The sequence below is a fragment of the Pantoea sp. RG18 genome (assembly GCF_025910075.1).
Taxonomy (GTDB): Bacteria; Pseudomonadota; Gammaproteobacteria; order Enterobacterales; family Enterobacteriaceae; genus Pantoea; species Pantoea agglomerans.
In genome coordinates this window covers 1,042,526-1,056,481 of sequence record NZ_JAPCIL010000002.1, presented here as the reverse complement: position 1 = coordinate 1,056,481, position 13,956 = coordinate 1,042,526, and the positions used below count along the sequence as shown (strand labels likewise).

Here is a 13,956-nt window from a genome sequence, read left to right as displayed (position 1 = left end):
AATACCGCTCGTAACTGTGATCTCCTCTGCAAATAGCAACCCCACGAACCGGAAGAATGGCCCTCAGCAGATTAAGACAGCGAGGTGAGGGAAATGCGAATTGGAATGGTGATCAGTGGCGGTGATGTAACCGGCATTAATAATTTTGTCTTCCAGTTAGGGCGTCTGACGCAGGCGGAGATCGTGATATTTGATGGTGGCATTCCCGGCCTGCTGGCAAATAACCATCGTGATATCAGCCAGCGTGATCTGCTCGACTTTTCCATCGCCTCAATTCCGGTTATGCAATCGGGACGCACGCAAAAGAAACTGGTGCGCAGCGAATATGAATGTATTGCCCGCCAGCTGAAAAGCGCCCGTATTGAAGTGTTAATTATGGCGGGCGGAGACGGGTCGCTGCAATTTCTCCATACCCTGTCGGAGTCTGGCGTTAATTGTTTCGGCGTCGGCATGACCATCGATAATGATGTCTTCGGCAGTGATTACACCCTGGGTTTTTCCACCGCCTGCGAGCAGGTATTAAAAGAGGTCGCGAAACTGCGGAATACCGGGCGCGCCTTACCTGGCCGGGTATTTATGCTGGAGTTACTCGGCGGCTACTGCGGCGAATTAACCCTGCAGTCGGCGATTAAATCCAATGCGGACATTGCGCTGATCCCGGAGTGCCAGATTCCTTTGCCACAGCTGGCGCAGCGCATCACCCGGCGGCTGGCAGAGCAGAACAGCGTGATCATTCTCTGTTCAGAAGGCTACACCCGCGAATATTCGCCGGGTTTTCAGGGGGCTATCGACACCTTAATCAAACAGCTTGAGCCGCTTATTGGCGTACGCGTCCGTAAAACTATCCTCGGTTACGGGCTGCGGAATGGTGATCCCACCTGCGAAGAGATTTATCAGGGCACCATTATGGCCAGTGAAGTGGTGCGTTGTATTCAGTCAGGCATGCGGAATAAAGCGGTCATTATTAACGGCAGCAACAAACCGATTCCGATTGATTTAATAAGCATGCAAAAACGCCTGGTCGATATTGACGGGCACCATTACAAACTCGCTAAACAACTCAATATATTGTGAGGAGAAAACCATGCTGAAAATATTATGTGTCTGTGGTTGTGGCTTAGGATCCAGTTTTGCGATTGAGATGAGCGCAAAAGCGGTTTTAAAAAAACTGGAGATTGAGGCCGATATCGATCACACCACCATTTCAGAAGCGAATGCCTTTAAGTCGGACATGATTCTGACGCAAAAAGCCTTTGCCGATGTGTTAAATGCCGACGCCAGTCCGGAACAGATTAAGCGGGTCATTATTCTTAACCGGCTCACCGATAAAGCGGAAATAGAGCAGAAGATCCTGGCCTTTTTAAAAGAACGCAACGTAAAGGTCGCCGCCCATGAATAGTGTGATCGACTTCCTGGTAAAAGATCTGCTGGGGCAGGCGTCTATTCTGATCGCCTTTATTGCCCTGATCGGTCTGCTGCTGCAAAAGAAATCCGCAGGCAAGGTGGTGGAAGGCACCTTTAAAACCCTGCTCGGCTTTTTAATTATGATGGCGGGTATCAATATTATTGTGGGAACCCTGACGTTCCTCAATACCATTTTTACCCACGGCTTTGGCATGCGCGGCTATATCACCGATGTTGCCGCCATTGCCGGGCTGGCTAACCGTGAGCTGGGGTCTGAAGTGGCACTGACGCTGCTGGTGATCTTTATCGTCAATATCATTATCGCGCGACTGACGCCCTTTAAGTACATCTTCCTGACCGGCCAGGCCCTGCTGTGGATGGCGACAATTGGCGCGGTGATTGGCTATAAAGCGGGGCTGACCGGTCTGCCGCTGATCCTGACCGGCGGTATCTTTGGCGGGATCATGGCCGTGGTGATGCCTGCGCTGGCGCAGCCGGTGGTACGACGTATTACCGATTCGGACGACGTTGCCCTGGGTCACTTCTGCACCATTGGTTATCTGGTCACTGCGGCGGTCGCCAAAGTGGTCGGCAAAGGATCGCGATCCACTGAAGATCTGAAGCTGCCCGATAACTTCAAGTTTCTGCAGGATACCTATCTGTCGATGGCGCTGGTGATGGTGCCGATGTACCTGATCCCCGCCGTGGCGGCCGGTCCGGCGTTTATCGCCCAGTACAGCAACGGTATGAACTACCTGATGTACGCCTTTATGCAGTCGATTCAGTTCGTGGCCGGAGTCTTTGTGCTCTACAGCGGCGTCCGCCTGCTGCTTAACGAGCTGGTGCCTGCCTTCCGTGGTATCGCCATGCGTGTCGTGCCGGATGCCAAACCGGCGCTGGACTGCCCGGTGATGTTTCCCTATGCCCCGAACGCGGTGATTGTTGGCTTTCTCGCCACCACGCTCGGCTCAATTGTCGGCATGCTCGTCTTCCCGATGTTTGGTCTGGCGATGATCCTGCCTGGCCTGCTGACCAACTTCTTTGCCGGTGGCACCGCCGGGGTATTTGGTAATGCCATGGGCGGACGGCGCGGCGCGATGATCGGCGGCTTCGTCCACGGCCTCTTTATCACCATTCTGCCCGCCATCCTGGTGCCGATGCTGGAGAGCTATGGCTTCACCGGTGTGACCTTCAGTGACTCAGATGTCATCAGTACCGGCCTGGTGCTGGGCCACGCCTTCCAGAATAACTGGCTGTTCGTCGCCCTGTTTATTGCCTTTGTTACCGCGCTTGCCTGGTTTGTTAATGGCAAATCCACAAAACCTCAAGAGGAAAAAATTCATGAAACTTTATAACTTCGCCGATCTGTTACAGCTGGCTAAACAGCGCGACTTTAAAGCGGTGGGTTCTTTTAATCTTCACTGCCTGGAGATGCTGCCCGCCTATTTTAAAGCGGCAGAGAAAACCAATAGTCCGTTAATGATTCAGATCTCCACCGGCACGGCGAAATATCTCGGCCATAAATTACTGGTCGATGCCATTAAATCGCTGTCAGAGAGCAAAAATGTCCCGACCTGTCTGCATCTCGATCACTGTTCCGATTTAGCGGCGATTCAGACAGCGATTGATGCCGGATTCAGTTCCGTGATGTATGACGGTTCCCATCTGTCAATTGAGGAGAATATTGCCAATACCCGCCGGGTGATTGATATGGCGCGCCCGCACAATGTTTCGGTAGAAGCCGAACTGGGTGCGATTGGCGGCTCGGAAGATGGTAAATGTGTGGAGATGGAGGCGATTGCGTTTACGCCGGTGGAAGATGCGCGCCGCTTTGTCGAAGAGACCGGCGTCGATATGCTGGCGATCTCCATCGGCACCGTGCATGGGCTTTACACCGGTAAAGCGCATATTCAGCATCAGCGGCTGGCAGATATCACGGCGGCAACCCACACGCCACTGGTGCTGCACGGCGGCACCGGCGTCAGCGATGAAGATATGCGGCTGGCGGTCAGCAGCGGTATTGAGAAGGTCAATGTCGGCACCGAAATGAATGTTCAGTGGGTGGCGCAGTGCAAATCGACCTTTGAAAAAGGCAAGGTCAATGACAGCGTGCGTAATTTCCTGGTGCCGGCCAATGATGCGGTAACCAGTGTGCTGGTAGAGAAGATGCAGTTATTCCGGTAATCGCCCGTTTCGCCATCACCGGCTTATTGCGTCAAACCTTTTATAATTACCTATTAATCTGAGCCACCCCGACATGCTACGGGGCAGGAGAGCCTATGTTTGGATTCTTAAAAAAGTCTCCGGCTGTGGAACAACCCAGCGAGCAGCAGCAGGATCATCTGGCGGAATTAAGTCGCGAGAAAATAACGCAACTGGAGCAGCAGCTGGCTATTAATCCGCGTAATGGCGAAACGCAAAAACAATTAATGCTGGAATATAACCGGGCATTAAGCTTATTTGCGAAAAGCCGTCGCTATCGCAATGAAATTGATGCGCTGTTTGTCAAAATCGATGAATTACGCAATGTGGTTCGCCAGTCGATTTAAGGAGAGCTGATGACGATTAAGCAGTTATTGCAAGAGGCAAACGCTATTCAGATTGGTATCGACGCCACGGACTGGCGTCAGGTTATCGCGCTGGCTGCCGAACCCCTGGTCAGTGGCGGCTATCTCGATGCCTCTTATCCTGATGCGGTGATCGCCAATACCCTGGCCCATGGCGCTTACTACGTGTTCGAAGAGGGGATCGCCATTCCCCATGCGCGACCGGACGCGGGGGTGATCCGCGACTGTTTCAGTATGATTCTGTTGAATGAGCCGATCTCGTTTGAGGGCAGTGACAAAGCGGACATTGTCATCATGTTTGGCGCGCGTGACAGCAATGCGCATATAGAAGAGGGGATCCGCGCGATTGTGTCGCTGCTGGAAGATGAGGAAACGCTGGTCCGGTTACGTCAGGCCAGCAGTGTCGCGGAGGTCATCGATATCTTATGACGCAAAACATCCCCCCCAAACGCGTGGTGCTGGTTAACGGTATTCCGGCTTCGGGTAAAAGCACCCTGACGCGCGTGCTGTCACAACACTTTGGCTGGCCGGTGCTGACGCTCGATAGCCTGAAAGAACCCTTTATGCACGCTTTTGCGCCGGTCGATCGCCAGCGTAACCGGCAACTGGGCTGCGCGGCCTATCAGGCGATCTGGAACATCGTCGCGCAGGCTCCCGCCAGTCAGATCTGGCTGATCGACGCCTGGTTTGGGTTCCAGCCCCGTACGCTGCTGGAGCAGGGACTGAAACAGGCGGGCGTGGAAGAGGCGCTGGAGCTATGGCTCAAGATTGAACCGGAAGCGGCGGTGGCGCGCTATCAGGCGCGGCTGTCACAGCGGCTGCCGGGCCATCCAGGGGCTGAGTATCTGCCGGAACTGCGCCAGCTGGCACAACAGGCCACTCCGATGGCGCTGGGCCCGGTGTATGAGGTTGATGCCTGCGCCCAGGATCACGCTGCCGTCATTCACTGGCTGCAGCAGCAACTGACCAGAACCCGCTACACTTCAGTTCATCATCAGAGGAGTGAGGAGTTGCAGGATGTCGTCGCCCCCTTATCTGCAAACCGGTGAAAGCGCCGTGCTCTATGACGGTGTCTGTAAGTTGTGCAACGGCTGGGTTCAGTTCCTGCTGCGTCACCATCTGGCGCGGCAGGTCCGTTTTGCCTCGGTGCAGAGCGAGCAGGGCAAAGCGCTGCTGCGCTGGGCCGGACTGCCGGAAGAGAACATCAGCACCATTGTCTACATTGCCGATAACCAGCACTGGCTGCGGGCGCAGGCGGTGTTCCGCGTGATGCAGCACCTGCCGGCACCCTGGCGCGGGCTGGCGGTGCTGCGCCACTTTCCCGACGCGATCAGTAACTTTGCCTACGACCGTATCGCGTTAAACCGCTATAAGCTGTTTGGGCGTTACAGCGCCCAGCACGCTATCCAACCCGATTATCCTGGTCGATTTCTGCATGAGGTGGAGCAGACGGTCACGGAAGGGTAAATACCGTCCGGCAACGGCTGTCGTCGCTCTGCCATTCCTCCGCGATATCACTTAATGGACGCGACCGGAAAGGAATGGTAAAACCGTGCGGTCCGGCGGCCTGCAGCATTTCCCCTATTGAGGCGATCAGTTCACGGTCTGGCACACTGCCCAGCCCGCTTCCCATCAGTGTTAGCCCGGATGAGCGCAGCAGCTTACTGTGCAGGGAAATCTCCTGCCCGCTCAGCGAACCAATCTGCACAAAGCGCACGATTTTTTCGCCACCCCGAACCGCCGCAGTCATGATTGCCAGTGCGCTCTCACCCCACAGATAATCCAGTACTACATCAACGCCCTCTGCCATCAGGGCGGGGAGTTCGGTGGGCAGCGCATCCAGCGTCAGAGTGATATCAGCACCCTCATTGTGCAACTGCTGCAGCGTTTCTCTGTTACGGCCGGTGGCAATGATTTTGCCTGCACCCAGCGCGCGGGCAATGCGGATCGCCAGGCGACCCGAAGTGCCGGTCGCGCCATTGATCAGCACGGTCTCGCCGGGGCGAAGTGCGGCCCGACGGGTCAGCGCTGTCCAGGAGGACATGCCCGGATTCGCGAGAGCTGCTGCCAGCACCGGATCAAGGCCAGAAGGCAGTGGGATGATGTGTTCTCTACTGACCACCGTCCGCTCGGCCATACTGCCCGAGGCGGAGTCAAAAGCCAGAAAGTAGACAGCCTCGCCGTTGTCGAGGTAGCCCGTTCCGTCAATGCCCGGAATAAACGGGAATTGCGAAACGGCGCTGTAGTGGTTGCCCGCCGCCCGGGCTTTCGCCAGCTGGCTGAGTGCTGCGGCTCTGACGGTGATCCGCTGCTGATGCTCACCGGCCTGGGGTTCCGGTCTGTCACCGTAGTGAGGTTTTGCGCCTGCCTGATCGATTATCGCTGCTTTCATGGTTGGTCTGCCTTCTGTCTGGGAGTTATTAGGTGTAAAGTACACACATTATTCCTGCCTCAGGATGGCGTCAATGAAAAGCGTGCAAAATACACATAAATACGATGCGCTGCATAATTGTCTGCTGACGATTGCAGGCGCGCTTAACCGCCCCCAGCGCGATATGGCGATGATTAAAGCGGCGGGTATTGAACTGGATCGGGCGCTGTTTCCGCTGCTGGTTCAGGTCAGCCGGTTCGGGCCGATCGGCGTAGGCGAACTGGCCGATCGGGTGGGGCGTGACTACAGCACGGTCAGCCGTCAGGTGGCGAAACTGGAGGAAACCGGGCTGGTCGTGCGGCAGAAAAATCAGCAGGACAAAAGGATTAACGAGGCAGCCATTACCGCAGATGGCCGGGCGATGACCGATAAAATCGATGCGCAGCGCGTGCAGGTCTATCAGCGCGTTTTCCGGCACTGGCCGGACAGCGATCGCGAGGCGCTGGAGCAACTGCTCAGCAGATTTGTTACCGATTTTACCCTCACGGAAGGTGACGAAAATGATGACAAGCATGATGCGGTTTAAGGGAAGAGGGATTTATGCCGGTTAATTTCGATCTCAACGATCTCTATGCGTTTCGCGCGCTGGTGGAGTTTGGCAATTTTCGCCTGGCGGCAGAATCGATCTGTCTCTCACAGTCGGCGCTGAGCCGCCGGATAGATAAGCTGGAAACCTCGCTGGGGATCAAACTGTTTGAGCGTACCACGCGCCGCGTCACGCTGACCCTGAAGGGGCATGCGTTTGCTCAGCGCTCGGATAAGTTGCTGGCTGATTTTGAAGAGGTCATGGCCGATCTCAGTGAGGTGAGCTTAGCACGCACCGGCCTGATCACCGTGGCCTGCGTGCCGTCAGCCGCCTACTATTTTATGCCCAACATTATCCGGCTGTTTCAGGCGCGCTATCCCCGCGTACGAGTCAAACTGATCGACAGCAGTGCGGCTAACGTTTATGACGCGGTGATTGGCGGTCAGGCCGACTTTGGCATCAGTTTTTCCAGCCGCTCGCAGCCGGATGTGCATTTCCAGCCGCTGATGGATGATCCCTACGTGGCGGCCTGTCGGCGTGACCATCCTGTAGCTGGCAAAAAGAGTCTGAGCTGGCAGGCGTTTTATCAGTATGAATGGGTCGGGCTGGATAAAACCTCCGGCAATCGCAACCTGCTGGATCAGGCGTTGCAGGCGATCATGCCGGAGAAACCCTGTATCTGTGAAACCCGGCACGTCACCACCATGCTGGGGATGGTTGAGGCGGGGCTGGGCATTGCTGCCGTCCCCGCCATGTCGATGCCTGGCTACGATCACGCCCTGCTGATGGCGGTTCCATTGACCGATCCGCAGGTGAAACGCACCGTGGGTCTGCTACGTAAAAATGGCCGGACGCTGTCGCACATTGCGGGCGAACTGGAGAACCTGATTATTGAACAGTATCAGCGTCTCTGACCGGTTTTGACGCTTTCACGGTGTGCAGTCCGCTGGCGTGCACCGCCTGTTGTGCCTCAGAGGAGGCGAGCCAGCGCAGCAGCTTAGCCGCCTCATCCGGCTGCGCTGACTTGCGCACCACGGCACCGGCGAAGCGGGTGGTGTATTGCAGTTTGTCCGGCAGTTCGCCAATAAAAGTGACGCCTGGCACCGGCAGCAGCTCACTGACCTGCTGAAAGCCGATAGCGTATTTACCGGCCGCGACCTCTGAGGCCACCGGGATGCGCTCAACCTTCACCGCTTTCCCCTTAACCTGATCTTCAATGCCCAGGCGGCTGAACAGCTGGCTGCTGACATATTTACCGCTGGCGCTGTCAGAGTAGGCGATGGAGCTGGCGTTCAGCAGAGCAGTACGCAGCGCGCTTTCGCTGCCGATCTTAACCGGCGTGGCACCCTGTCTGATCACCGCGCCGATGCGGGAGTCCGCCAGCTCAACCCGTGAACCCGGCAGCGTCTCGCCCTGTTTTTGCAGATCGCTTAGCGCATCGCCGACCATAATCACCACATCGGCCGGTTCACCGCGCGCCAGTCGGGCCGGAATCGCCTGCGGGGTTTTGCCCATAGACGGACCGGCGACGGTGTTGATAGTGATCCCTTCACGCTGGGCGAAGCGGGGCGAGAGCGTATCCCACGCTGCTTTAAACCCGCCGGAGATCATCACCGTCAGCTCTTTTGCCTGCGCCGTGGCGCTGCCCGCCACGCTGAACAGCAGAGCAGCGTAAAGCGACATCGTTTTCAGTTTCATTTTACGTTCCTCAGCTAACGGTTTCATGGGCAGGTGATACGGCACTGCGTGTACGACGATAGAGATAAAGTGTTGCCCCCAGGGCGCAGACTGCTGCAAAACTCATCCAGTAGCCTGGCGAGGCTTTATCGCCGGTCATCTCAATCAGGCCGGTTGACATCACCGGCGTAAACCCGCCAAACAGCGCAGTTGCCAGGCTATAGGCCAGCGAGAAGCCCGCCACGCGCACTTCCGCTGGCATGATTTCGGTCAGCGCCGGGATCATCGCGCCGTTGTAGAGACCATAGATCATTGAAAGCCACAGCAGCACGCCCAGCATCATCGAGAAGCCCGGTGCTGCGGCCAGCATGCTCAGAGCCGGATAGGTGGTGACGATCGCCAGCAGGGTCATGGCGACCAGCACAGGCTTACGGCCAAAGCGGTCGGAGATCGCGCCGCCAATCGGCAGCCAGATAAAGTTCGACACCGCCACCAGCAACGTCACCAGCAGGCTGTCAGAGGCGCTGAGCAGCAGCACTTTCTTGCCAAAGGTCGGCGCGTAAACCGTAATCAGGTAAAACGCTGTCGTGGTCATCGCTACCATCAGCATCCCGGCAATCACCACCTGCCAGTTGGCGAGCAGAATGCGGAACACCTGCTTCACATCGGGATGGCTGCGACGGTTGTTGAACTCCTGGGTCTCTTCCAGCTTGCGACGCAGCAGGAAGATAAACGGCACAATCAGGCAGCCAAACAGGAACGGAATGCGCCAGCCCCATTCACGGATGGCGCTCTCTTCCAGCACCGCGTTGAGGATAAAGCCCATCGCCGCCGCCACCATAATCGCGACCTGCTGACTGCCCGACTGCCAGCTGGTGTAAAAGCCCTTGCGGCCTGGTGTGGCGATCTCTGCCAGATAGACCGACACGCCGCCCAGCTCTGCACCGGCGGAGAAGCCCTGCAGCAACCGACCGATCAGCACCAGCAGCGGCGCCCACAGGCCAATACTCTGGTAAGAGGGGATCAGTACGATCATAAAGGTGCCTGCCGCCATGATGGAGAGCGTGACGATCAGCCCTTTACGACGACCGACCTTATCGATGTACGCGCCCAGCACTACCGCGCCAATCGGGCGCATCAGGAACCCTGCGCCAAATACGGCAAAGGTCATCATCAGTGAGGCGAACTCACTGCTGGCCGGGAAAAAGGTATGGGCGATGTAGGTGGCATAGAAACCGAACAGGAAGAAGTCGAACTGTTCGAGAAAGTTGCCTGAGGTAACACGGAATATTGCGCCAATCCTGGCGCGGTGAGTCATGGGTGAGGTTGTCTGCATCAGTAACTCCAGTAAGGTATGACGCTTTTTGCCGCGCCTGTGACTGAAGAGTGGATCAGCGCCCGGCGCTAAATAAGTGCAAAAAGGGCATCGATTAATGTGCCAGCCGCATGATTGCCAGGCGTTATCACTTAAAATTATTTTGATTCAATGGGTTAAGTGGCGGGGTGGTTTTTTTGTGCCTGTTAGTGGGTCTGAGAGGAGTTTGCGGAAATGTGACAGATTTCATAAGCGTGTTGCAGGCGAATAGGGGGAATCTGGCTTGTCTGAGGCCATCAGCGCAGAGTCTGGCGGCAAAAAGGGTTCAGAACGCAGGCAGCAAGGCGTCAGGGAAAGGTTATGCCAAAAATCTGATGTAAATGTCGGACGCCCGCCACGGTAAACACCACTTCGCGATAGCCAGGCTGCCGGGTTAGCCAGCCTTGCGTTTCAAAGGCACTCAGCAGTACTGCACCCGCGTAGCCGCCGAGATGGAACCGGCGCTCACTCCAGTCGAGACAGCCACAGCAGGCTCTGCGGCGTCCGGGCTGTGACAGATCAATCTGCAACGCCGCAAACTGCTGCAGACCCAACAGGGTGACAGCGCTGCCTTCCGGTGTGATCCAGCCCTGTTGCGCCATTGCGGCATAGATCTGCACTGCAATATCACCGGCCAGATGGTCGTAACAGGTGCGGGCGGAGCGAAGCGATGTTGGGGTGGTGCTCGCCGGCGCGGCAATCCGTCCCCACGACACGCCCATCATGTTCTCAATCAGCGTAGCGATGTCACTGCCGGTCAGTCGGTAATAACGGTGACGCCCCTGCGCCACGCAGACGATCAAGCCGCTGGTGATCAACCGGTTCAGATGGGCGCTGGCGGTTGAGGGCGCCACGTCGGTGACGGCACTGAGTTCGGTCGCGGTCCAGGCGCGTCCATCCATCAGCGCGGACAGCATCTTCACCCGTGACGCATCGGCCATTGCGGCGGCGACGCCCACAATCGCATTCTCAAGTGCTTCGCTATCGTCAGGTGCGTTATGCGGTTGTGGTGTTGCCATCAGATAAGCGTGCCCATTCTGTGGTCAGCCCGTCGGCTGATCGATTGTTATCGGTGATCAGGATCAGCTGGTTAGCGTGATCGCTGTATTGCACCAGGATGTTGATTCCGGCATCGGCAAGGCGTGCAGTGATCGCCCCCAGCTCGCCGGGACGCTGTTGCGGTAACCTGCGTATAAGCGGGACGTTAACCGCCTCGACGGCGATACCCCCGGCTTCCAGCACGGCCCGTGCCCGTTCGCCTTCCTCGACCAGAAAATGAGCGTGGCTCTGTTCACCAAAGGAGAACAGACCGCCGCCTTCCAGGCCAATCCCATGACGGCCCAGCAGCGTGGTGAGCCGGGAAAGTGTGCCTGGACTATTTTGCAGGATGACATGAATATCGAACATGTTAATTTACTCCCTGTTGTGAGGCATATTCTCTGATCAGCGTAACGATGCGAAGACGGTAACCGGCAAAAAGGGTCTCGCGGCCTTCACGCTGTGCGGCCTGGTGACAGAGGTTGCGCTTCCAGGCCAGCACCGATTCTTCATCGCGCCACCAGGAGAGCGAGAGAATTTTTTTCTCATCGGTCAGGCTTTGAAAGCGCTCAAGAGAGATAAACCCGCTGTTTTGCATCAGCAGCGGTTTAAGGTCGGCAGCCAGTTGCAGGTAACGCATCTGGTGTTCGGGTCGGGCTTCGGCTTCAAATAGTACGGCAATCATCGCTATTCTCCTTTGGGTGATAGCGCAAAAATAGCGGGCGGGGCGGGTTGATGCTTCGGCCGGTAACGAAATATGGCTGCAGGGGCGACCTCCAGCCGGTGCAATCTTGTAATGGAGCAGATGATATGTTCAGCGGACTCAGTGCGTTCCCCCTTACTCCCTTTGCGGCAGGCAAGCCCGATGAAGCGGCTTTTTTGCGGCTGCTGCGCAGGCTGACTGATGCAAAAGTCGATTCCCTTGGCGTGCTGGGGTCCACCGGCAGCTACGCCTATCTCACCCGCGCGCAGCGCAGGCGCATCGCAGGACTGGCGGTGGAACATGCAGAGTCGATTCCGGTGATGATCTGCATTGGTGCGGTGGGCACTGACGAGGTGCTGTCGCTGGCGGAGGACGCGCAACAGGCGGGCGCGGCCGCGTTATTGCTGCCGCCGCTGGGTTATCAGACGTTGAATGAAGATGAGGTGTTCACGCTTTTCGAGACCGTGACGCGACACGCCTCGGTGCCAGTCTGTATCTATGACAATCCCGGCACCACCCATTTTACGTTTTCCGATGCGCTGCTGAGCCGGATCGCCACACTTTCCGGTGTCGGGTCAGTGAAAATTCCTGGTGTACCGGCGGAGCAATCTGCGGCTAACGATCGCCTCGCTCAACTGCGCGGCACGCTGCCAGATGCCGTATCGATTGGCGTCAGTGGCGATGCTTCTGCCGCCAACGGGCTGATTGCGGGCTGTGATGGCTGGTATTCGGTGTGCGGTGGGCTCTTTCCGCGCGTTGCAAAAGCGATGACCGAAGCGGCGGCCGCAGGCGACCATCAGAGCGTCAGGGCGCAGTCCGATCGCCTGCAGCCGTTATGGGCGCTGTTCCGCCAGCATGGCGGCAGTTTCCGGGTGATCAGCGCCGCGGCGGGGCTGCTGGGACTGACCGAACGCGACTGTCTGCCGCGCCCGCTGTTACCGCTCTCTGCGGCGGACTGCCAGCAGATTGCTGACGTGCTCGCGGCACTCGACCTCTCTTAAGATCCCGCGCCAGAAGGCATTAACCGTGGCGCACCAGGTTAAAGCCTTCTTCCTCCTGCGGCGCTTCGAAATAGCGGGTAATCAGCGCGAACTGCTCGTCCGTTGCGGCAAAGGCGTGTTCGCCGTCCTGATTTCGGGCGTGCAGGCGCGATTTACACAGCGCATCCGGTACGTCCAGATAATGCAGGCGATGGTCGGCAGAGGATGCCTGAATCACCGACATCATCCAGTCGCGATTCGCCCGGGTGTTGGCAGGAAAATCGAGCACCACCGACACGCCTGCGTTAAGCAGCGCGACCAGATGAGGCGTCATCGCCTTTCTGAGTTTTGCTGCATGGCGCACGTAATCGGCCACCGACTGCATCTCCTCCTTATAAAGCGCGGCGAGCCACTGATCCTCGCTGATCACCACGCAACCGGGGGCGGCGCTCAGCTCAGCCGCCAGCGTCGATTTCCCGGAGGCAATTTTTCCACACAGCAGATGCAGCGTGGCGGGGGCAAAAGTCATGGTCATATCACTCCTGTGTCAGCCTGATAGTGAACCGCGCGCATTACGCGAAGGGAAAGTAAAGCAGGTCTCGCCGAAGCGGGATTCAGGCTAACAAAACAGGGGAGAGATAAGCAATGAGAAGCAGGAAGTTGCTGGTGAGTAAAACCCGGATTTACCGCGCGTAACAGCCTTCGCTGCTGCGGGTGTTACTGCATTCAGAAAAAACCGCGGCTTTCGCTGGGCACGTTGACACGCCTGAACGGGGAAGTGCGCTCAGGCGTAGCGTGGGATATCAGATACGCTTTCAGAAAGGGGTGAATCTGCGCTGAACAGCTGGCAACTGACTTCATTTTTGTGCCATCAGCAACGTCAGCAGTTCGCGGCAGCATGCCTCTTCTTCTGCACTGTCTGCGGATGCCAGGTGGCGCAGCAGTTCCATACAGCTTTTTTCCTTGCCCGCTTCCAGTAACTCTTCGATCAGAAAGTTGAGTTTGTCCTGTTCAGACACGGCAAAGGATGAACTAAACTCATTTTTGACCGGGCCACTGTGATTCACCGGCAACGTGAGGGTGTTTTGCATTGGCATAGTATTGTCCTGTTTCGGGTTAAAAAATGTTCGGCGGTTGCTATTAAACTTATACAACGATTCGTAATTTGTACAGAAATCTGCCCGATTGATTTTCAGGACGAAGCTAAGCGCAGCGCGGTTGCGGCGTAAATGTCAGCTAATCATTAAGTTAGCGGAAGATGGAATTTCAGAAAAAT

19 protein-coding genes are annotated in these 13,956 nt (G+C 56.8%); 11 read left to right on the top strand and 8 right to left on the bottom strand.

All coding sequences use genetic code 11. The annotated features are described in order from the left end of the window. Positions 1-93: 93 nt before the first annotated feature. From OK409_RS05375 to OK409_RS05340, 8 genes are all read left to right on the top strand, one after another. Positions 94-1,074, top strand: coding sequence for a 6-phosphofructokinase (locus tag OK409_RS05375; protein WP_010670113.1), 981 nt, complete (start codon positions 94-96; stop codon positions 1,072-1,074). Between the two features lie 10 nt (positions 1,075-1,084). Next, positions 1,085-1,399, top strand: coding sequence for a PTS sugar transporter subunit IIB (locus OK409_RS05370; protein ID WP_010245062.1), 315 nt, complete (start codon positions 1,085-1,087; stop codon positions 1,397-1,399). Next, a complete protein-coding gene (locus OK409_RS05365; RefSeq protein ID WP_008925155.1) occupies positions 1,392-2,759 on the top strand; it encodes a PTS sugar transporter subunit IIC in 1,368 nt (455 codons plus the stop codon). Before OK409_RS05370 ends, OK409_RS05365 begins: the two co-directional genes overlap by 8 nt. Further along, positions 2,746-3,588 carry a class II fructose-bisphosphate aldolase gene (locus OK409_RS05360; RefSeq protein ID WP_010245055.1) on the top strand — a complete coding sequence of 281 codons (843 nt, stop codon included), beginning with the start codon at positions 2,746-2,748 and terminating at the stop codon, positions 3,586-3,588. The genes OK409_RS05365 and OK409_RS05360 overlap by 14 nt, the downstream gene beginning before the upstream one ends. Positions 3,589-3,683: 95 nt before the next feature. After that, on the top strand, positions 3,684-3,953 hold the full coding sequence (locus tag OK409_RS05355) for a hypothetical protein (protein WP_033767191.1): 270 nt from the start codon (positions 3,684-3,686) through the stop codon (positions 3,951-3,953). 9 nt (positions 3,954-3,962) lie between these two features. Then, complete coding sequence (locus OK409_RS05350) at positions 3,963-4,400, top strand: PTS sugar transporter subunit IIA (RefSeq protein WP_010245049.1); 438 nt, start codon at positions 3,963-3,965, stop codon at positions 4,398-4,400. Continuing rightward, a complete protein-coding gene (locus tag OK409_RS05345) occupies positions 4,397-5,020 on the top strand; it encodes an AAA family ATPase (RefSeq protein ID WP_264366836.1) in 624 nt (207 codons plus the stop codon). The genes OK409_RS05350 and OK409_RS05345 overlap by 4 nt, the downstream gene beginning before the upstream one ends. After that, the gene (locus OK409_RS05340) at positions 4,989-5,438 is read left to right on the top strand and encodes a thiol-disulfide oxidoreductase DCC family protein (RefSeq protein WP_033779212.1); all 450 of its coding nucleotides are present in this window, start codon (positions 4,989-4,991) and stop codon (positions 5,436-5,438) included. Before OK409_RS05345 ends, OK409_RS05340 begins: the two co-directional genes overlap by 32 nt. Here OK409_RS05340 and OK409_RS05335 read toward each other — a convergent pair. Beyond that, entirely contained in the window at positions 5,425-6,363 is a 939-nt protein-coding gene (locus tag OK409_RS05335) for a quinone oxidoreductase family protein (protein WP_010670118.1), read from the bottom strand. The two genes, OK409_RS05340 and OK409_RS05335, sit on opposite strands and share 14 nt — an antisense overlap. Positions 6,364-6,436: 73 nt before the next feature. Between OK409_RS05335 and OK409_RS05330 the strand changes: the two genes are divergently transcribed. Both OK409_RS05330 and OK409_RS05325 read left to right on the top strand, forming a co-directional pair. Beyond that, a complete protein-coding gene (locus tag OK409_RS05330) occupies positions 6,437-6,928 on the top strand; it encodes a MarR family winged helix-turn-helix transcriptional regulator (protein ID WP_010670119.1) in 492 nt (163 codons plus the stop codon). Positions 6,929-6,942: 14 nt separating this feature from the next. Continuing rightward, positions 6,943-7,842, top strand: a complete 900-nt coding sequence (locus OK409_RS05325; protein ID WP_033767197.1) for a LysR family transcriptional regulator — start codon at positions 6,943-6,945, stop codon at positions 7,840-7,842. Here the strand turns inward: OK409_RS05325 and OK409_RS05320 are convergent. The 5 genes from OK409_RS05320 to OK409_RS05300 all read right to left on the bottom strand — a co-directional run bounded on the left by OK409_RS05320 (position 7,817) and on the right by OK409_RS05300 (position 11,682). Next, entirely contained in the window at positions 7,817-8,626 is an 810-nt protein-coding gene (locus tag OK409_RS05320; protein WP_010245039.1) for a molybdate ABC transporter substrate-binding protein, read from the bottom strand. The two genes, OK409_RS05325 and OK409_RS05320, sit on opposite strands and share 26 nt — an antisense overlap. A 10-nt stretch (positions 8,627-8,636) precedes the next feature. Beyond that, on the bottom strand, positions 8,637-9,944 hold the full coding sequence (locus OK409_RS05315; RefSeq protein ID WP_122458509.1) for an MFS transporter: 1,308 nt from the start codon (positions 9,942-9,944) through the stop codon (positions 8,637-8,639). 323 nt (positions 9,945-10,267) lie between these two features. Further along, entirely contained in the window at positions 10,268-10,978 is a 711-nt protein-coding gene (locus OK409_RS05310; RefSeq protein ID WP_264366835.1) for an ArsR/SmtB family transcription factor, read from the bottom strand. After that, a complete protein-coding gene (locus OK409_RS05305) occupies positions 10,956-11,366 on the bottom strand; it encodes an amino acid-binding protein (protein WP_264366834.1) in 411 nt (136 codons plus the stop codon). The genes OK409_RS05310 and OK409_RS05305 overlap by 23 nt, the downstream gene beginning before the upstream one ends. Position 11,367: 1 nt before the next feature. Further along, positions 11,368-11,682: an antibiotic biosynthesis monooxygenase family protein gene (locus OK409_RS05300; RefSeq protein WP_010245030.1), complete on the bottom strand. Its 315-nt coding sequence runs from the start codon at positions 11,680-11,682 to the stop codon at positions 11,368-11,370. 125 nt (positions 11,683-11,807) lie between these two features. Here OK409_RS05300 and OK409_RS05295 point away from each other — a divergent pair, with 125 nt between their 5' ends. Further along, positions 11,808-12,701: a dihydrodipicolinate synthase family protein gene (locus OK409_RS05295; protein WP_264366833.1), complete on the top strand. Its 894-nt coding sequence runs from the start codon at positions 11,808-11,810 to the stop codon at positions 12,699-12,701. A 19-nt stretch (positions 12,702-12,720) separates the two neighbouring features. Here the strand turns inward: OK409_RS05295 and OK409_RS05290 are convergent, their stop codons facing one another. Together OK409_RS05290 and OK409_RS05285 are read right to left on the bottom strand one after the other, a co-directional pair. After that, positions 12,721-13,215: an AAA family ATPase gene (locus OK409_RS05290; RefSeq protein ID WP_264366832.1), complete on the bottom strand. Its 495-nt coding sequence runs from the start codon at positions 13,213-13,215 to the stop codon at positions 12,721-12,723. A 322-nt stretch (positions 13,216-13,537) separates the two neighbouring features. Beyond that, the gene (locus OK409_RS05285; protein ID WP_010245020.1) at positions 13,538-13,777 is read right to left on the bottom strand and encodes a hypothetical protein; all 240 of its coding nucleotides are present in this window, start codon (positions 13,775-13,777) and stop codon (positions 13,538-13,540) included. Positions 13,778-13,956 lie beyond the last annotated feature (179 nt).